The 18869-nt window shown below is 69.7% G+C and carries 13 protein-coding genes; 10 read left to right on the forward strand and 3 right to left on the reverse strand.

Translation table 11 applies throughout. The annotated features are described in order from the left end of the window. Positions 1 to 161 precede the first annotated feature (161 nt). A complete protein-coding gene (locus KDL01_RS10675; RefSeq protein WP_368861543.1) occupies positions 162 to 1595 on the forward strand; it encodes a gamma-aminobutyraldehyde dehydrogenase in 1434 nt (477 codons plus the stop codon). 46 nt (positions 1596 to 1641) lie between these two features. Here the strand turns inward: KDL01_RS10675 and KDL01_RS10680 are convergent, their stop codons facing one another. Then, on the reverse strand, positions 1642 to 3300 hold the full coding sequence (locus KDL01_RS10680; protein ID WP_212528249.1) for a PucR family transcriptional regulator: 1659 nt from the start codon (positions 3298 to 3300) through the stop codon (positions 1642 to 1644). 405 nt (positions 3301 to 3705) lie between these two features. On the opposite strand from KDL01_RS10680, the gene KDL01_RS10685 reads away from it, so the two are divergent. From KDL01_RS10685 to KDL01_RS10720, 8 genes are all read left to right on the forward strand, one after another. Next, positions 3706 to 5193, forward strand: a complete 1488-nt coding sequence (locus tag KDL01_RS10685; RefSeq protein WP_212528250.1) for a gamma-aminobutyraldehyde dehydrogenase — start codon at positions 3706 to 3708, stop codon at positions 5191 to 5193. Positions 5194 to 5274: 81 nt separating this feature from the next. Next, a complete protein-coding gene (locus tag KDL01_RS10690; RefSeq protein WP_212528251.1) occupies positions 5275 to 6573 on the forward strand; it encodes a polyamine ABC transporter substrate-binding protein in 1299 nt (432 codons plus the stop codon). Between the two features lie 23 nt (positions 6574 to 6596). Further along, a complete protein-coding gene (locus KDL01_RS10695) occupies positions 6597 to 7733 on the forward strand; it encodes an ABC transporter ATP-binding protein (RefSeq protein ID WP_246576251.1) in 1137 nt (378 codons plus the stop codon). Beyond that, complete coding sequence (locus KDL01_RS43260) at positions 7730 to 8662, forward strand: ABC transporter permease (RefSeq protein ID WP_212528253.1); 933 nt, start codon at positions 7730 to 7732, stop codon at positions 8660 to 8662. Before KDL01_RS10695 ends, KDL01_RS43260 begins: the two co-directional genes overlap by 4 nt. Continuing rightward, a complete protein-coding gene (locus KDL01_RS10705; protein WP_212528254.1) occupies positions 8662 to 9468 on the forward strand; it encodes an ABC transporter permease in 807 nt (268 codons plus the stop codon). Before KDL01_RS43260 ends, KDL01_RS10705 begins: the two co-directional genes overlap by 1 nt. Before the next feature lie 256 nt (positions 9469 to 9724). Beyond that, complete coding sequence (locus KDL01_RS10710) at positions 9725 to 11122, forward strand: NAD(P)/FAD-dependent oxidoreductase (RefSeq protein WP_212528255.1); 1398 nt, start codon at positions 9725 to 9727, stop codon at positions 11120 to 11122. A 189-nt stretch (positions 11123 to 11311) separates the two neighbouring features. After that, positions 11312 to 12829: a CoA-acylating methylmalonate-semialdehyde dehydrogenase gene (locus tag KDL01_RS10715; RefSeq protein WP_212528256.1), complete on the forward strand. Its 1518-nt coding sequence runs from the start codon at positions 11312 to 11314 to the stop codon at positions 12827 to 12829. Positions 12830 to 13085: 256 nt separating this feature from the next. Continuing rightward, positions 13086 to 13724 carry a hypothetical protein gene (locus KDL01_RS10720; protein WP_212528257.1) on the forward strand — a complete coding sequence of 213 codons (639 nt, stop codon included), beginning with the start codon at positions 13086 to 13088 and terminating at the stop codon, positions 13722 to 13724. Here the strand turns inward: KDL01_RS10720 and KDL01_RS10725 are convergent. Then, the gene (locus KDL01_RS10725) at positions 13636 to 14328 is read right to left on the reverse strand and encodes a phosphatase PAP2 family protein (RefSeq protein ID WP_212528258.1); all 693 of its coding nucleotides are present in this window, start codon (positions 14326 to 14328) and stop codon (positions 13636 to 13638) included. The two genes, KDL01_RS10720 and KDL01_RS10725, sit on opposite strands and share 89 nt — an antisense overlap. A gap of 379 nt (positions 14329 to 14707) precedes the next feature. Then, positions 14708 to 16072, reverse strand: a complete 1365-nt coding sequence (gene gabT / locus KDL01_RS10730) for a 4-aminobutyrate--2-oxoglutarate transaminase (protein WP_212528259.1) — start codon at positions 16070 to 16072, stop codon at positions 14708 to 14710. Between the two features lie 706 nt (positions 16073 to 16778). Between gabT and KDL01_RS10735 the strand changes: the two genes are divergently transcribed. Further along, complete coding sequence (locus KDL01_RS10735; protein WP_212528260.1) at positions 16779 to 18794, forward strand: DUF2510 domain-containing protein; 2016 nt, start codon at positions 16779 to 16781, stop codon at positions 18792 to 18794. Positions 18795 to 18869 lie beyond the last annotated feature (75 nt).

Below are 18869 nucleotides of genomic sequence, written 5' to 3' on the forward strand. Positions count from 1 at the left end.
ATCATGATTGCTGTTCCCGTCGTTTGGCAAGCCCTAAGCGATGGAATTCGTGCCTTGTAGCCTCTATCACTACGGATTCCATTGCTTCCGCTGCCTCGCTCTGTATCATTATCCGGACTAGAGTGCTGTCCAGAGCACTGTTTGAAGAAGACCGATGGAGAGTGGTTATGGAGCCTCGCGTCCTGCGCAACATCGTCGGCGGCAAGCCGGCCGAGACCGTCGGCGGACGGACCAGCGAGATCATCGACCCGGTCACCGAGCAGGTGATCGCCCTGGCCCCGGTCTCCGAGGCCGAGGACGTCGAGAAGGCGCTGCGCACGGCCGCCGAGGCCTTCAAGGAGTGGCGACGCAGCACTCCGGCCGCCCGCCAGCTGGCTCTGCTCAAGCTGGCCGACGCGGTCGAGGCCAGGGCAGAGGAGTTCGCCGCGGTCGAGTCCCAGAACACCGGCAAGCCGGTGGGCCTGACCCGGTCCGAGGAGCTCGTCCCGATCGTGGACCAGCTGCGCTTCTTCGCCGGCGCGGCGCGCCTGCTCGAGGGCCGGGCCAGCGGCGAGTACATGGACGGTCACACCTCCTCGGTCCGCCGCGAGCCGGTGGGCGTGTGCGCCCAGGTCACGCCGTGGAACTACCCGCTGCTGATGGCGGTCTGGAAGATCGCCCCGGCCCTGGCCGCGGGCAACACCGTGGTGCTCAAGCCGTCGGACACCACCCCCATGTCCACGCTGCTGCTCGCCGAGGTCGCTCAGGAATTCTTCCCGGCCGGCGTGTTCAACGTCGTGTGCGGCGACCGGGACACCGGTCGCGCGCTGGTGGAGAGCAAGATCCCGGCGATGGCCTCGATCACCGGCTCGGTGCGCGCGGGTATGGAGGTCGCCGCCTCCGCCGCCAAGGACGTCAAGCGGGTGCACCTTGAGCTCGGTGGCAAGGCCCCGTGCCTGGTCTTCGAGGACGCCGACCTGGACGCGGCGGCCGAGGGCATCAGCGTCGGCGGCTACTTCAACGCCGGCCAGGACTGCACCGCGGCCACCCGGGTGCTGGTGCACGAGTCGGTCTACGACGCGTTCGTGGGCAAGCTCACCGCCGCCGCGGCCGCGACCAAGACCGGCGCCCCGGACGACGAGGACGTGCTCTACGGCCCGCTCAACAACGCCGGCCAGCTCGAGCGCGTCCAGGGCTTCATCGCGCGGCTGCCCGGGCACGCCTCGGTCACCACCGGCGGCCACCGGGTCGGCGAGGTCGGCTACTTCTTCGCCCCGACCGTCGTGGCCAACCTCGAGCAGGACGACGAGATCATCCAGAACGAGGTCTTCGGCCCGGTCATCACGGTGCAGAAGTTCTCCTCCGACGAGCAGGCCCTGGAGTGGGCCAACGGCGTCGAGTACGGCCTGGCCTCGTCGGTCTGGACCTCCTCGCACTCGCGCGCGCTGACCTTCTCCCGCGACCTGGACTTCGGCTGCGTGTGGATCAACACCCACATCCCGCTGGTGGCCGAGATGCCGCACGGCGGCTTCGGGCACTCCGGCTACGGCAAGGACCTGTCCATGTACGGGTTCGAGGACTACACCCGGATCAAGCACGTGATGTCGGCGATCTGACGGTCGCTCAGGCAATGGCAGCGCCCGGAGGCGGTGCGCAGCGTCCTCAGACGTTGCGCACCGCCTCCAGTGCGAGCAGGGCCACGTGCAGGGACAGGCAGGACTCGACCGAGTCCAGGTCCACCCCGAGCACGCGCTCGATCCGGTGCAGCCGCTCGTAGAACGAGGGCCGGGACAGGTGCGCGGCGTCGGCCGCGGCCGACTTGTTCCTGCCCTGATCCAGGTAGATGCCCAGCATGGCCACCAGGTTCGTGCCGCGCTCGGTGTCGTAGGCGAGCAGTGGCCCGAGCTCGCGCTCCACGTACGTCTGCAGCCGCGCGTCGTCGCGCAGCAGGTGCAGCAGGCCGCGCAGCCGCACGTCGACGAGGCGGTGGTACGAGGGCCCGCCGGTCTGCCGGATCGCCGCGTCGGCCACCTGCACCGCCTCGAGCAGCGAGCGGCGCGCGTCGCGGACCGCGCCGACCGAGGTGCCGACCGCGATGGCGAAGTCGCCGCCGTCCGGACCGGCCAGCTTGCGCACGGTCCCGGCGAAGTTCTCCAGCGCGGCGTCCTCCCGGTCCTGCGGGCCGAGCGCGAGCAGCAGCCCCACCGAGTGCTCGTCCACGGCGCCGATCAGCGCCGCGAGCCGCTTGTCGCGTACCGCGGCGGCGGCGTGGTCGGTCAGTTCGCGCAACCGCGACTGGTAGTCCAGCGAGGAGCTGTGGCCGCGCAGCCGCAGCACGATGCCGACCAGGCGCTTGTCGTCCAGCCGCACGCCGATCGCCCGGGCCCGCAGCGAGATCTCCGAGGAGGAGTGCGCGTGGTTGAGGATCGCGGTCAGCAGGGTGCGGTGGGTCTGGCGCTCGAGCGTCTCGCGGTCGCGCTGCATCAGCCGGTTCAGCGCGAGCGTCGCGGCGCCGCGCTCGGCCAGCATCACCAGCCGGCTCGGCGCGGGCGCGGGCACCCCGTCGCACACCACGACCAGCCGGCCCCAGTCCTGCCCGCGGGCGCCCACCACCGTGGTCAGCCAGCCCGAGCGCTCGTCGTACGCGGTGCGCGTGGCCGGACGTACCGCGCGCGAGCGGCCCTCCCAGCCGTCGAGCAGCGCCTCCTCGGTCGTGCTGGTCGCGTCGTAGACCAGGACCTGGTGCGCGAGGTTCTCCAGCACCACCGGGTGCCCGGCCATCTTGCTGATCTGGCGCACCACCTCGGCCGGCTCCGCGCCCTCCACCGCGAGCTCGGTGAAGGTCTGGTGCACCTCCTCGGAGGCCCGCAGCTCGGCCAGCTGCGCGTCGATGATCCGGGCGTGCACCGCCTCGGTGATCGTGACGAATCGGGTATCACGGCCTAAGGTGATGACCGGAAGGCGATGCTTCTCCGCGGCCAGCAGCAAGGGCTTGGGCGGGGACTGCGGATAGCGCCGGCCGAGTTCCACCACCAGGCCTGCCGCGCCCAGCCCGGCCAGGTCGGCGATGTAGCGGGCCAGCGACTCCCGGTCGTCCGGCCAGGCGATCGCGGTGGACAGCACGAGTTCCCCGCCGCGCAGGATCTCGCGCACGTCGGTCAGCTCGGTCACGTGCACCCAGCGCACGCGCCGGTCGAGGCCCGCGGCGCCGGCCACGACCCGGGGGTTGCCCTGGCGGACGGCGTCGAGCGCGAGCACCTCGGCCACGGTGGGGTATCCGCTGAGCACCGGAGTGCGCGGTTCGGTCGGGTTCTCGGACATCGCGTAGCGGGCTTTCGGTCGGCGTCGTCGGCGGCTCGGCGGGGGGTGAAACCTTGTTCATCCGCCTGACACCCACGGGCCGACAGGTTGTCTCGGCAAATGGGTGACGACATGCACTCTGACAGCTAGACGCCCGACTGGCAAGGTGGCAAGGCGGCTGAGGCGTTCCCACGGAGTGCGTTGGTTGTGACCGGGAAGTTATTGAGAATCCGTCGTTGCAGCCAAGTTTCCCTGCGGAATCCCTTGTCGATGACTCCCATTTATGTCACGATCCTTCGGTCAGAGCGGCAGCGTAGCCGCTGACGCGCAAGGCGCCGTCGGTGGACACTCTGCCAACACTCGTGACGCTGCGGGTTCAAAGCGTCTGACAGGGATCCAGGTCGACCTCGCCCCCGGGAGCCATCCATGCACCAGTACATCGCCGGCCGCCGCGAAGACGGCACCGGAGAGGCGGACCTGACCGTCCTCGACCCCGCCACCGGACGGGTCGTGGCCCGCTCCACCCACGCCGGTGCCGAGGACGTCGAGCGCGCCGTCGCCGCCGCCCGGGCCGCGCAGCCCGGCTGGGCCGGCGCCACCCCCGGAGAGCGCAGCGCCCTGATGCACCGGCTGGCCGCGGTGCTGGACGAGCGCTCCGCCGACCTCGCCGCGCTGGAGACCTCGCAGACCGGCAAGCCGATCCGGCTCACCACCAACTTCGACGTCCCCGGCACCGTGGACAACGTCGCGTTCTTCGCCGGCGCCGCCCGCCAGCTCGAGGGCAAGGCCCAGGCCGAGTACAGCGGCCAGCACGCCTCCTCGATCCGCCGCGAGCCGATCGGCGTCGTCGGCTCGATCGCGCCGTGGAACTACCCGCTGCAGATGGCCGCGTGGAAGATCCTGCCTGCCATCGCCGCGGGCAACACGATCGTGCTCAAGCCGGCCGAGATCACCCCGCTCACCGCGATCGCCTTCGCCGAGGCGTGCACCGAGGCCGGCATCCCGGACGGCGTGGTCAACGTCGTCACCGGACACGGCCGGGTCGCCGGCGAGGCGCTGATCGGTCACCCCGACGTGGACATGGTCTCCTTCACCGGCTCGACCCCGGTCGGCAAGCGCATCGCCGAGATCGCCGCCCAGACCGTCAAGCGGGTCCACCTCGAACTCGGCGGCAAGGCCCCGTTCGTGGTCTTCGACGACGCCGACCTCGAGGCCGCGATCCACGGAGCCGTGGCCGGCTCGCTGATCAACACCGGCCAGGACTGCACCGCCGCCACCCGCGCCTACGTGCACCGCTCCCGCTTCGACGAGTTCGTCGAGGGCGTCGCGGAGCTGTTCGCCGCGATCAAGCTCGGCGACCCCACCGACCCGGCCACCGACCTCGGCCCGCTCAGCTCCCTGCGTCAGCGCGACGCGGTGGCCGGCTACGTCGAACGGGCCCGCGGCTACGGCGCGAAAATCGTGGTCGGCGGCGCCTTCCCGGACGAGCTGCGCGGCACCGCGTACGAATCCGGGGCCTACTACCGACCCACCCTCGTCACCGGCGTGAGTCAGGACTCGGAGATCGTGCAGCAGGAGCTGTTCGGCCCGGTCCTCGTCGCACTACCCTTCGACGACGACGACGAGGCGATCCGCCTGGCCAACGACACCCCGTTCGGCCTCGCCGCCTCGGCGTGGACCAGGGACCTCGTGCGCGCGCACAGGGCGAGCCGGGAGATCCAGGCCGGCTGCGTCTGGATCAACGACCACATCCCGATCATCAGCGAGATGCCCCACGGCGGCTACAAGCAGTCCGGCTACGGCAAGGACATGTCTTCCTACTCCCTCGAGGAGTACACGCAGGTCAAGCACGTCATGCACGACATCACCGGCGCCGCCCGCAAGGACTGGCACCGGACGATCTTCTCGGCCTGACCGGCCGCGGCGCACGCGTCGAGACAAGCCCCTGACCAAACCCCGCGTGGATTCCAGCACACCAGAAGGCCGAGACCCCCTATGCCACCTTCGATACCGTCCCCCGATCCGGACGAGATCCACGAGCGCCGGTCCCATCTCGCCCGGGCTGCCGAGGCCGGCGCGATGCGGCGTACCAGCCACACCTACGCCGCGTCCTCGGCGCTGAGCCGGCGCAAGCTGCTGCGGGCCGGCGCCTTCGGCGGACTGGCCGCCGCCGGCGTCGGCGCGCTGAGCGCGTGCGGCGTGGACCCGAAGTACCCGGTGGTGCCCGAGTCCATATCCACCGGACGCAGCGCGACCGACTACTCGGACACCGAGAAGGTGGTCAACTTCCACAACTGGGGTTCGTACATCGACGTCGCCAGCGACACGAACACCAGCGACCACCCCACCATCGACGCGTTCACCAAGCAGTACGGGATCAAGGTCAACTACGTCGAGGACATCACCGACAACAACGAGTACTACACCAAGCTCGACCCCGACCTGTCCGCGGGCAAGGACACCGGCGTCGACCTGATGGTCTTCTCGGACTACATGATCCCGATCCTGCGGTACTACAACTACATCGAGAAGCTGGACCTCTCGGTGATGCCCAACCACAAGAACGTGCTCCCGGAGATCCTCAACGACCCGATCGACCCGGGCCGCAAGTTCACCCTCCCCTGGGCCTACGGCTACACCACCATCGCGTACAACAAGAACATCGTGAAGGAGCCGGTCACCTCCATCAAGGAGCTGTTCGAGCGGCCCGACCTGCGCGGCCAGGTGGTGCTGTTCTCCGAGATGGAGGACACCATCGCGTTCGCCCTGATGGCGCTCGGCAAGAACCCGGAGAACTTCACCGACTCCGACTACACCGACGCGCTCAACTACGTCAGCCAGGCCCGCGGCTCCGGCCAGGTGCGCCAGTTCATGGGCCAGGACTACATCAGCTCCTTTAGCCAGGGCAACATCGGCGCGACCATGGCCTACTCCGGCGACGTCGCGCAGCTCGGCCAGGACAACCTGGTCACGGTGGACCTGCCGATCGACGGGATGCTCTCGTGGTCGGACAACATGTGCATCCCGAACTTCGCGCGGCACAAGAAGAACGCCGAGCTGCTGATGAACTGGTACTACAACCCGGACATCGCCGCCCAGCTCGACGACTGGATCGACTACCTGCCCTGCGTCCAGGGCGCGGACGAGGCGCTCCAGCAGCTCGACCCGGAGGCCGCGAGCAATCCGCTGATCGTGCCCACGGCCAAGATGAAGGCCGGTGCCAAGGGCTTCATGAACCTGAACGTGGACCAGCTCAACTCCTACACCACCCGTTTCCAGCAGATCACCGGCTGACGCCCCGTATGAAAGCTCTAGCGATGACTACTCTTGATGCGGTCGGCGATCTGCGACTGACCGGACTGACCAAGCGATTCGGCTCGTTCACCGCGGTGGACAACCTCGACCTGACCATCCCGCAGGGCTCCTTCTTCGCCCTGCTCGGCGCCTCCGGCTGCGGCAAGACCACCACCCTGCGGATGGTCTCCGGCCTCGAGGACCCGACGGCCGGGCGGATCTACATCGGCGACACCGAGGTGACCTCCACCAAGCCGTACAAGCGCCCGGTCAACACCGTCTTCCAGAACTACGCGCTCTTCCCGCACCTGAACATCTACGACAACGTCGCCTTCGGCCTGCGCCGGCGCGGGGTCAAGGACGTCAAGAAGCAGGTGGAGGACATGCTGGCGCTGGTCGAGCTCGGCCACCTGGCCAAGCGCAAGCCGAGCCAGCTCTCCGGCGGCCAGCAGCAGCGTGTCGCGGTCGGCCGCGCGCTGATCAACCAGCCGCAGGTGCTGCTGCTCGACGAGCCGCTCGGCGCCCTGGACCTGAAGCTGCGCCGGCAGATGCAGATCGAGCTCAAGCGCATCCAGGTCGAGGTGGGCCTGACCTTCGTGCACGTCACGCACGACCAGGAGGAGGCCATGACCATGGCCGACACCATCGCCGTGATGAACGCCGGCCGGATCGAGCAGCTCGGCTCGCCCGAGGAGCTCTACGAGAACCCGGCCACCACCTTCGTGGCCAACTTCCTCGGCCAGTCCAACCTGGTCGTGGGCACCACCGTGGCCAAGGGCGACGTGATCGCGGTCGAGGCCCACGGCCACCGGCTGACCCTGCCCGGCGCCCGCTGCCAGGCCCCGTCCGACGCCGTCATCGTCGGCGTCCGCCCGGAGAAGGTCTCCCTGCTCCCGGCCGACGCCGAGACCCCGTCCGACCAGAACGTGCTCACCGGCGGCGTGGTCACCGACGCCTCGTTCATCGGCGTCTCCACCCAGTACCTGGTGAAGATGCCCTGGGGCCAGGAGCTTTCGGTGTTCGAGCAGAACATGGGCAAGGAGATATTCCGGCCCGGCTCCGCGGTCTCCCTCACCTGGGACCCGAGCCAGACCTTCGGGCTCGACGGCCGCCAGGACATCGAGGCCGGCGCCGACATCGACGACGAGGCCGCGAAGTGAGCGCCGCGACGGTCCAGGCCGCTCCCCCCGACGCGCTGAGCCGGCCCGAGGACCACCCGAAGAAGCGCAATATCCTGCCTTACGTGCTGCTCGCCCCCGGCGTGCTGTGGCTGTTGATCTTCTTCCTGATCCCGATCTTCACCGCGATCTCCGCCTCGGTGCAGACCGGCAGCCTGGACATGGGCTTCAAGGTCACCTGGAACTGGGCGAACTACAGCACCACCTTCTCCCAGTACAGCACCGAGGTCTGGCACTCGCTGGAGTACTCGGTCGCCTGTACGGTGATCTGCCTCGCCCTCGGCTACCCGCTGGCGTACTTCATCGCCTTCCGCGGCGGGCGCTGGAAGAACCTGCTGATGGCGCTCGTGATCGCGCCCGCCTTCACCAGCTTCCTGATCCGCACGGTGGCCTGGGAGACGCTGCTGTCGGACCACGGCTGGATCACCCGGGTGCTGATGGACCTGAAGGTCACCAACGTGATGGTGCACCTGGGCCTGCTCACCAACAACCACCAGCTGCTCAACACGCCCTTCTCGGTGATCTTCGGCATGGTCTACAACTTCCTGCCCTTCACCGTGCTCCCGCTCTACACCTCGCTGGAGAAGATCGACCCGCGCCTGCACGAGGCCGGCCGGGACCTGTTCTGCTCCGGCTTCAAGACCTGGCGCTACATCACCTGGCCGCTGTCCCTGCCGGGCGTGATCGCGGGCACCCTGCTCACGTTCATCCCCGCGGTCGGCGACTACGTCAACGCCTACATGCTCGGCGGCCCCAACACGCACGTCATCGGCACCGTGATCGAGAACGAGGCCCTGCGTGACGTGTTCGGCTATCCCATCGCCTCGGCCATGGGCGTCATCCTGACGGCCGGCACCCTGCTCATCGTGCTCGGCTATGTCAAGAAGGCCGGATCGGAGGACCTGCTCTAATGACCAAGGCTCTCGACTGGATCAAGTCGCACATCCTGATGTTCGTCTCGATCCTCATCCTCGTCTTCCTGATCGCCCCCAACGCGGTCATGCTGCTGTTCTCGTTCAACCAGCCGGCGAACAAGTACAACTTCGTCTGGCACAAGTTCTCCACGAACGCCTGGCAGCACCCGTGCGCGAGCTCCGACATGTGCTCGTCCATCAAGCTCTCGATCACCATCGCGGTCATCGCGATGATCGGGGCGACCGCGCTGGGCACGATGGTGGCCTTCGCGATCATGCGCTACCGGTTCAAGGGCCGCACACTGCTCAACGTGCTGCTGTTCCTGCCGATGGCCGCGCCCGAGGTCACCATGGGCATCACCCTGATGACCTTCTTCTACAACACCACCGGCAGCAACTCGCTGGGCTTCTGGACGATCGTCATCGCCCACATCATGTTCTCGCTCAGCTACGTGGTGGTCACGGTCAAGGCGCGCCTGTCCGGCATGGACCCGACGCTGGAGAAGGCCGCGGCGGACCTGTACGCCACTCCCTTCGAGACCTTCCGGCGGGTCACCCTGCCGCTGGTCATGCCCGGCATCCTGGCCGCCGCGCTGCTCTCCTTCGCGCTCTCCATCGACGACTACATCATCACGGTGCTGACGGCGGGCAACGAGGTCACCTTCCCGATGTACGTCTACGCCTCGTTCCAGCACTCGGTCCCGGCGCAGATCGACGTCATCGGCTCCACCATGCTGCTGGTCACCCTGGCGGGCATCGCGTTCGCCCAGGTGCCGCAGATCGTCAAGGCCCGTCGCGCCTAGCCGACACCGCGTCGCTCGCGGGCCCCGGCCGATCCCCTTCCGGCCGGGGCCCGCGCTTTTCCACATCGCCCCACGGTGCGCCGCGCGGTCTTCCACTGTGCAAGATTTCCCACCCCACGGCTGACGGCGTTGCGACTGGGGAACCGCGCGGCCCGGCGGAGAAGATGAGGGCACGGAGCCACTGTTCCCACCACACACTTCCGACCCGCGGCCGCTTGCCGCGCGTCGGCGCACCGGAAAGCCGAGAGGGACTCTCATGGAAGTCAGCCATGCGTTGGCCGGGGCCGCGCCAGTACCGTTCTGGCTGGACGACCCCGGCCGTCCCGAGCCGCTGCCCGCCGTGGCCGAACACCTCAGCTGCGATCTGGCCGTGGTCGGCGGCGGATACAGCGGACTGTGGACCGCGCTGATCGCCAAGGAGCGCGACCCCGGCCGTGACGTGGTGCTGATCGAGGCGAACCGGATCGGCTGGGCCGCCTCCGGCCGCAACGGCGGATTCGCCGAGGCCTCGCTCACCCACGGCCTGCCCAACGGCATCGACCGCTTCGAGTCCGAACTCCCGACGCTCGTGCGGCTCGGCGAGGCCAACCTGGACGCGATGCAGGCCACCGTGCAGAAGTACGGCATCGACTGCGACTTCGAGCGCACCGGCCAGCTGTCCGTGGCCACGGCCGCATGGCAGGCGGCCGACCTGGCCGAGTACGCCTCCGTCGCCGGTCAGTACGGCGAGGACGTCGAGTTCCTCGACGCCGACGCCGTGCGCGCCGAGCTGAACTCCCCGACGTACCACGCCGGCCTGTGGGACCGCGAAGGCTGCGCCATGGTGCACCCGGCCAAGCTCGCCTGGGGCCTGCGCGACGCGTGCCTCGCGCTCGGTGTGCGGATCCACGAGGGTACGCGCGTGACCGGGCTGGAGAAGTCGGGCACCGGCATGGTGCTGCACACCGAATCCGGCCGCCGGATCACCGCCGGGCGCGTCGCCCTGGGCACGAACGTGTTCCCCTCGCTGATCAAGCGGGTGCGGCCGTACATCGTGCCGGTCTACGACTACGCCCTGATGACCGAACCGCTGACGGACGCCCAGCTGGACGCGATCGGCTGGCGCCACCGGCAGGGCGTCGGCGACAGCGCCAACCACTTCCACTACTACCGGCTGAGCGCGGACAACCGGATCCTGTGGGGCGGCTACGACGCCGTCTACCACTTCGGCAACCGCATCGCGCCCGAACTGGATCAGCGCCCGAAGACCTTCGAGAAGCTGGCCGGGCACTTCTACGACACCTTCCCGCAGCTGACCGACCTGCGGTTCTCGCATGAGTGGGGCGGCGTCATCGACACCTGCACCCGTTTCTGCGCGTTCTTCGACACCGCCTACGACGGGCGCGTGGCCTACGCCGCCGGCTTCACCGGCCTCGGCGTCGGCGCCACCCGGTTCGGCGCCGAGGTGATGCTGGACCTGCTCACCGGCGAGCCGACCGAACTGACCGAGCTCGAGATGGTGCGCTCCAAGCCGCTCCCGTTCCCGCCCGAGCCGTTCAAGGCGATAGGCATCAACACCACCGCCTGGTCCCTCGCCCGAGCGGACCACAATGGCGGCAAACGCAACCTGTGGCTGCGCACCCTCGACCGCTTCGGTCTGGGTTTCGACTCGTAGGGCCGGTTCGACTCGTAGTGCCCGGCACTGGCACTAGGCCGGGCGCAGCGGGGTAGGGGGACAGGGTGCGTCAGCATCTGTAAGGCGATCGGGCGGCGGGCCGACACACTGGAAAGTGACGTGGCACCCGCCGTCCCCGCAGACTCGAAACACGATAATTCACGCACGTCTGAAGGCAGAGGTCTTTTCGTGAGCAAGCATGTGACGCACTGGATCGACGGCCAGCCGTGGACCGGCTCGGCCGAGCGGCACGGCGATGTCTACGACCCGGCGACCGGTGCGCTGACCGGCACGGTGGACTTCGCCTCGGTGCGCGAGGTGGACGACGCGGTGGCCGCGGCCGCCGCCGCGTTCCCGGCCTGGCGCAGCACCTCGCTGGCCAAGCGGGCCACGATCCTGTTCAACTTCCGCGAGCTGATCAACTCCCGCCGCGACGAGCTCGCCGCGATCATCGTCTCCGAGCACGGCAAGGTGCACTCCGACGCGCTCGGCGAGGTGGCCCGCGGCATCGAGGTGGTGGAGTTCGCCTGCGGCATCCAGCAGCTGCTCAAGGGCGGGTTCACCGACCAGGCGTCCACCGGCGTCGAGGTCTACGAGCTGCACCAGCCGCTCGGCCCGGTCGCGATCATCTCCCCGTTCAACTTCCCGGCCATGGTGCCGATGTGGTTCTTCCCGATCGCGCTGGCCACCGGCAACACGGTGATCGTCAAGCCCAGCGAGAAGGACCCGTCCGCCGCGAACTGGCTGGCCGCGCTGTGGACTGAGGCCGGGCTGCCGGACGGCGTGTTCAACGTCGTGCACGGCGACAAGGTCGCGGTGGACCGCCTGCTCGAGCACCCGGACGTCAAGGCGGTCTCCTTCGTCGGCTCGACCCCGATCGCCCGCTACGTCTACGAGAACGGCACCCGCTACGGCAAGCGCGTCCAGGCCCTCGGCGGCGCGAAGAACCACATGCTGGTCCTGCCCGACGCCGACCTGGACCTGGCCGCCGACTCCGCCGTCAACGCCGGATTCGGCGCCGCCGGCGAGCGCTGCATGGCCGTGTCCGTGCTGGTCGCCGTCGACCCGATCGGCGACGACCTGGTCGCCAAGATCGCCGAGCGGGTGGCCAAGCTGCGCGTGGGCCCCGGCTGCTCCGCGACCTCGGAGATGGGCCCGCTCGTCACCGGCGTGCACCGTGACAAGGTCACCTCCTACCTGGACGCGGGCCTCGAGGCCGGCGCCACCCTGGTCGTGGACGGCCGCAAGCACCCGATCGACTCCACCTCCGAGACCGGTATCGACACCGCCGACGGCTTCTGGCTCGGCCCGACGCTGTTCGACCACGTCAACCGGGACATGCCGATCTACACCGACGAGATCTTCGGCCCGGTGCTCTCCGTCGTGCGCGCCAAGTCCTACGAGGAGGCGCTGGAGCTGATCAACTCCAACCCCTACGGCAACGGCACCGCCATCTTCACCAACGACGGCGGCGCCGCCGCGAAGTTCCGCAACGAGGTCGAGGTCGGCATGGTCGGCATCAACGTCCCGATCCCGGTCCCCGTCGCCTACTACTCCTTCGGCGGCTGGAAGGCCTCGCTGTTCGGCGACTCGCACGCCTACGGCACCCAGGGCGTCCACTTCTACACCCGCACCAAGGCCGTCACCCAGCGCTGGCTCGACCCCTCGCACGGCGGCATCAACCTCGGCTTCCCGACCAACGGCTGAGCCGATCCGAGCCGGCTGGGCCGGCTGTACGGGACAAGCCCCGACGTGGTTGCGCGCTCCGCTGCGCGCCACGCCGGGGCTTTGCCGTTGTGTCTGTCGCTATACGACAAACCACTTACCCACTCGTCCGGGCTCGTTCATTGCGCGTACCGAAATACGCAGTTTGACCGATGTGTCGCCCCTACCTCAGAGCTGATGCTTGATCACATGGAGCTGAACGGCTCCGCGCACAGACGACACTCACGGGGAGGGCGGCATGGTCAAGTACCAGTCGATCAACGAGCTCTTCGCAGCACAGGACGGCCTCGCGACCAGGAGCCAGCTGCTCGCGTTGGGCGTCCCGGCGTCCACCATCAGGTATCGGGAGCGTCCGCAGGGGCCGTGGCGCCGCGTCCTCAAAGGCACCGTCTCCAACCGCGGCGGCCCGCTCACCCGCTGGCAGCGGCTGCGCGCGGCACTGCTCTTCGCCGGTCCGGGGGCCTTGGTGACGGGCTTCGCGGCGCTCTGGGCCTACCGCATCGGCCTCGGCACCGGGTTCGGCGTGCGCGTGCTGATTCCGCACGCGCGGCGGCTCAAGTCGGACGGCTTCGTCGTGGTGACCAGGACCACCCGGCTGCCGCCGCCCGTCGTCATCGGCCACTGCGCCCTCGCCCCGCCCGCCCGCGCCACCGTGGACGCCTGCCTGCGCGCGCGAAGTATCGAGGTCGTGCGCGCGGTCGTGGCAGCCGTCGTACGCAGCAGGTTGTGCACCCCGGCCGAACTCGCGCGCGAACTCGAGGCGCACCAGGTCCAGCACTCCGCCCGACTCAGAGCCGTGCTGTCTCGCGGTCAGCCTCGGCACGCCCGCCCGATCCTGCGCGCCCCCACCCAGCCGGCCCGCTCGATCGCGCGATGACCAGCAGCCACGCGCCGCACCAGCACACGGAGCCGAGGATGTCGGAGAGCCAGTGGAAGTTGGACCACAGCAGGCCGAAGACCGTGAGTACGAGCAGGCCCGCCGCCGCGCCGCCGAGGGCCAGGCGCGCGGTACGCCCCTGCCACACGAAGACACCGAGGAGGAACGCTGACATGCCGTAACAGCACAGGGCGTCGGCAGTGTGCCCGGACGGGAAGAAGCCGAGATTCGCGTTGCCCAGCACGACTTCACCCGGGCCCGGGCGCGCGACCCAGAGCTTCAGCGGAATGACGCTCGCCAGCACCACCAGGGCGCCGATCGTCGGCACCACGGGCCGCCACGACCGCCGCCGCCACGCGGCGTACCCGGTCACGACGACCAGGCACAGCAGCGCGGGCTCCTGATTCCCGAGGTCCGCGCACCCCCGGCCGATCCGCACCAGCCAGTCCAGGCTCGGCGAGGTGGCCGCGCTCTGGATGGCGTTGCGGACGTGGACGTCGATGCGGGTGACCACGCCGTGCGAGAGCACCTGCCACAGCAGCACAGCGAACGCGCCGAGCAGCACGCTCGGCGCGATCCATCCTCGACGACTCCACCCGACCATCGACCCCGACCCTACGCCCTCACACCCCACCCGACCGAGCCTAGCTTCCGCACGCCGGAAGCACTGCCAAACCGGGACCCCTGCCAAACCGGAACCACTGCCAAACCGGAGCCACTGCCAAACCGGAGCCACGCCGAACGGGAACCACTGTCGTCCGCGGCGCCATGGGAGCACGCGCCATGAACACGGCGGTGCGGTGGCCCGGATCCGGGCCACCGCACCGTGCGCCGAGGGGAACCGCTGCGTCACGCAGTGCTCCACTTGCCGCTACCGCTTGTGGCGGTGGGTCTGGTCGATTCAGTTGTGGGTCCGGCTCTTCGGTCGGGCTGCTACGCCCGCGTGGCCACGCGGCTGCCATGCCCACGTGGCCTGGCGGGTGCTACGCCTGCGCGGTCTCGCGCTCGAACGCGGCCTCGATGATGTCGAGTCCCTCGTTCAGCAGGTCCTCGCCGATCACCAGCGGCGGCAGGAAGCGCAGCACGTTGCCGTAGGTGCCGCAGGTCAGCACGATCAGGCCCTGCGCGTGGCAGGCCTTGGCGATGCGGGCCGTGAGGTCGGCGTCGGCGTCCTTGGTGCCGGGCTTGACCAGCTCGACCGCGATCATGGCGCCGCGGCCGCGGACCTCGCCGATCTGCGCGAAGCGCTCGGCCAGCTTGCCCAGGCGCGGCAGCATGATCTCGCCGATGCGGCGGGCGGCGCCGGGCAGGTCCTGCGCGCGCATCGTGTCCAGGGCGCCGAGGGCGGCGGCGCAGGCCACCGGGTTGCCGCCGTAGGTGCCGCCGAGGCCGCCGGCGTGCGCGGCGTCCATGATCTCGGCGCGACCGGTCACGCCGGCCAGCGGGAGGCCGCCGGCCAGGCCCTTGGCGGTGGTGACGAGGTCGGGCACGATGCCCTCGTGATCGCAGGCGAACCAGTCGCCGGTGCGGCAGAAGCCGGTCTGGATCTCGTCCGCGATGAACACGATGCCGTTCGCCTTGCAGAACTCGGCGATGCGCGGCAGGAAGCCGAGCGGCGGCTCGATGAACCCGCCCTCGCCCTGGATCGGCTCGATCACGACTGCGGCCACGTTCTTGGCGCCGACCTGCTTCTCGATCTGCGAGATCGCCTGCGCGGCGGCCTCCTCGGCGCAGTTGTCGGGACCGGTCGGCCAGTGGAACGGATAGGCCATCGGCACCCGGTAGACCTCGGGGGCGAACGGGCCGAAGCCGTCCTTGTACGGCATGTTCTTCGCGGTCAGCGCCATGGTCAGGTTGGTGCGGCCGTGGTAGCCGTGGTCGAACACCACGACGGCCTGCCGCTTGGTGTAGGCGCGGGCGATCTTCACCGCGTTCTCCACCGCCTCGGCACCCGAGTTGAACAGGGCCGACTTCTTCGCGTGGTCGCCCGGGGTCAGCTCGGCGAGCTGCTCGCACACGGCGACGTACGACTCGTAGGGGGTGACCATGAAGCACGTGTGGGTGAACCGGCGCAGCTGCTCGGCGGCCCGGTTCACCACGGCCTCGGCGCTGTTGCCCACGCTGGTCACGGCGATGCCGGAGCCGAAGTCGATCAGCGAGTTGCCGTCGACGTCCACGACCACACCGCCGCCCGCCTGCGTGACGAACACCGGCAGCGTGGTGGACACGCCGTTGGCCACGACCGCGTTACGCCGCTCGAACAGCTCCCGCGAGAGCGGCCCGGGAATCTCGGTGACGAGGCGACGTTCCTGCGCAAGCGTGGGACCGCCGTGGGCGAGCGCGGACATTGGGGACTCCATTCGTCATGCGGGAGGGCTTGAGACCGACCCTAGCCAAGGTCTTGCCGGATGGCACTTCGCAGATCGTCGCCAATATCGGGACGGACCTTCGCAGACTGTCGGATCGGACCGAGGGGACCGGATCAGACCGGATCGGATCGGATCGGATCGGACGGGACCGCCTGACCCGCGCACCGCTTCGGATCGGACCCGACCCGACCCCTGCATCGCACCGGATCGGATCGGATCGGACCATGCCGGACCGCTCGACCCGACCATCGCTTCGGACCGGACATAGAGCATCACCTCGCCCCGGATCCGATCGTCCCATCGCCCGCAGACCTTCCCGACCCCGCCTCGTCGGCCCTGCTCACACCCGTCCGCTCCGGGTTGCGTCTGCCCACGTTCTTCCCACGGGCGATAGTTCCGCCGGCGTTCCACCGGCGCCGTGTCCCGTTCGACGTGCGCGCCGACGAGGCATCGCGTCCGCCACCGCGCCCCCCACCCTGTTTTCCACACTGCACCGCTCACTCGTGCCCCCGCGGCGCTGCTCACCCTGTCCCCGCATCGACCTGACGGCGCATCGATTCTCCGGTCGGCCGATTCACCGATTCGCCGACCCGCCGCCGTGGCAGACGACTTATCCGCGTGGGTCACGCTCGATACCATCGATCCGACAGGTCATCAGGTGCGTCATCAGCAGGGGAGCGGCACAGTGACGGTGGACCAGGACGCGGCGGACGGGTCCGCGGCCCGACGACAGGGCATGCGGGAGGGCTGGTACCCGTGTCCGAGCGGGCAGCCGCAGCTGCGCTACTGGACCGGCTCGGCGTGGACCGACCAGGTCCGGCCGGACCTGGTCAGCTGGGTGCACGGGGATCGGCTGCTGGACGTGCCGGGGGTCTTCGCCTTCGGGCGCACGGAGGGCGACGGGGACGGGGGACGGCCGGGGCCGCTGCCGCCGCACGTGTGGCGGCGTGCGCGGCTGGCGCTGATTCTGCTGGTGCCGATCTATGTGGGGCTGCTGCTGCCGCTCGGCTACGGCCTTTCCTACATCGGGCTGCCCGCGGTGCCGCAGCTGACCGTGCTGATCGTCGTGGTGGCGTGCGGGGTCTACGGGCGCTGGCACATCGTGCTGCGCTGGCTCTACCTGCGCTACCGGCCCGAGCCGCCGAAGCCCGCGCCGGTGCCCAAGCCGCGGCCCGACCTGTGGGCGGACCTGCGGGCGGCCGGGTACATGGACGCGGCGCAGCGGTTGGACGAGGAGGTCGCGACCGGTGAGCTGACCGACGTGGACTACGTCCGGGTGGCGCGGGTCGTGCAGCGCACGGTGCGGCAGAACGGGCCGCAGCAGCTCGCGCCGATAGCGACCGCGATCCAGGAGAAGGGCGGCGGCGCGTTCCTGCACCCCTCCGGGCAGCGCGACCTGCCGATGCCCCGGCTGGTGCAGCACGACCTCGTCACCGGGCAGGCGCGGCTGGGCATCGCGGCCGAGACCGACCGGAACCCGGCCACGCACCAGCGGGAGTGGTTCGCCCTCGACACCGAGGTCCTGCGCACCTCGATGCTCGTGGTCGGGCCGCCCGGTGCCGGCAAGACGCGCTCCTTCGCCCGGCCGATCATCGAGCTGCTCGGGCTCCAGACGCTGGTCGGGCTGGCCTCCGTGGTCGTCATCGACCCGACCGGGTCGGCGTTCGACGCGCGGCAGCTGCCGGACTTCTTCGACGTGGACATCGACCCGAACGTCCCGGCCGGGCCGAACTCCTGGGGCTTCGACCTGTTCGGCGGCGCCAGCGGGCCCGAGGAGGCCGCGGACCGGCTGGCCGGGGCGGTGCTGCCGCCGGACAGCGCGGTGCGCGACCCCGCGGTGGACTCGGCCGCGCGCAACACGCTCTACTCGATCATCTCCGGGTTCACCGAGCGCAACGGGCGCTATCCGCGGCTGCGCGAGCTGATCGACGACGTGCTCGCACACAGCCCGGTGCCGCTGCTCAACGAGCGGCTGCGGCTGCTCGACCGGCCGCAGCTGATCGACCTGTTCGACGGGCGCACCCGCAAGTTCTCCATGCGCGACATCGACCGGCCGCTGCGGGTGCGCATCGCCCTGCCCGAGGGCAGTTCGCCGCAGGCCGCGCGGATACTGGCCCGGCTGGCCATCGCCCAGTTCGTGCAGGTCGTGGCGGCCCCGGAGGCCAACCGCGAGGTGTTCAAGGGACTGGTCGTGGACGAGGCGGGGCGCTTTGTGGACGAGTACGTGGTCCAGGGCCTGCAGCGGGCCCGCGCGGCGAACGCGGGGATCGTGCTGCTGACGCAGTCGCTCGCCCAGTTCCCCGAGCACCTGCGCTCGGCCGTGTTCACGGCGACCGGGTGCAAGGCCGTGTTCGCCGGAGTCGAGCCGGCCGACGCGCGCTACTTCGCCGACTACTGGGGCACGGCCTGGTCGGCCGAGACGACGGTCACGACCGGCTCGTCCACCACCACAAGCACCGGCCACGTCTCCTCGCCCGGCTCGTCCGGACGCTTCGGGCGCGGCGAGAAGTCGGTGGTGCAGTCACTCACCGGGTCCTCGAGCACGCAGTACCAGCGGTCGGTGGCGACGCGGGCGGTGGAGCGGTACGTCTGGTCGCCCTCGGACATCATCAACGAGGTGCCGGTCGGGCACGCGCTGATCTCGCTGGCCACGCCGGACGGCATCCGCACCCCGCCGGTGCTGGTGAATCTCCGGGCCTGATCACCGAGCGCCGTTGCTTTGCAACCTGAGGGCGTCGGCCGGATTTCCCCGCCAAGGTGTAGCGAGACACGTCCG

It is taken from the genome of Actinospica durhamensis, assembly GCF_018139695.1.
Taxonomy (GTDB): domain Bacteria; phylum Actinomycetota; class Actinomycetes; order Streptomycetales; family Catenulisporaceae; genus Actinospica; species Actinospica durhamensis.

What these genes read in the sequence shown, in the direction of transcription:
- KDL01_RS10725 (WP_212528258.1), bottom strand. Translation starts at nt 14,328, where the DNA reads ATGGTCGGGTGGAGTCGTCGAGGATGGATCGCGCCGAGCGTGCTGCTC.
- KDL01_RS10685 (WP_212528250.1), top strand. Translation starts at nt 3,706, where the DNA reads ATGCACCAGTACATCGCCGGCCGCCGCGAAGACGGCACCGGAGAGGCG.
- KDL01_RS10720 (WP_212528257.1), top strand. Translation starts at nt 13,086, where the DNA reads ATGGTCAAGTACCAGTCGATCAACGAGCTCTTCGCAGCACAGGACGGC.
- gabT (WP_212528259.1), bottom strand. Translation starts at nt 16,072, where the DNA reads ATGTCCGCGCTCGCCCACGGCGGTCCCACGCTTGCGCAGGAACGTCGC.
- KDL01_RS10710 (WP_212528255.1), top strand. Translation starts at nt 9,725, where the DNA reads ATGGAAGTCAGCCATGCGTTGGCCGGGGCCGCGCCAGTACCGTTCTGG.
- KDL01_RS10695 (WP_246576251.1), top strand. Translation starts at nt 6,597, where the DNA reads ATGACTACTCTTGATGCGGTCGGCGATCTGCGACTGACCGGACTGACC.
- KDL01_RS10680 (WP_212528249.1), bottom strand. Translation starts at nt 3,300, where the DNA reads ATGTCCGAGAACCCGACCGAACCGCGCACTCCGGTGCTCAGCGGATAC.
- KDL01_RS10705 (WP_212528254.1), top strand. Translation starts at nt 8,662, where the DNA reads ATGACCAAGGCTCTCGACTGGATCAAGTCGCACATCCTGATGTTCGTC.
- KDL01_RS10690 (WP_212528251.1), top strand. Translation starts at nt 5,275, where the DNA reads ATGCCACCTTCGATACCGTCCCCCGATCCGGACGAGATCCACGAGCGC.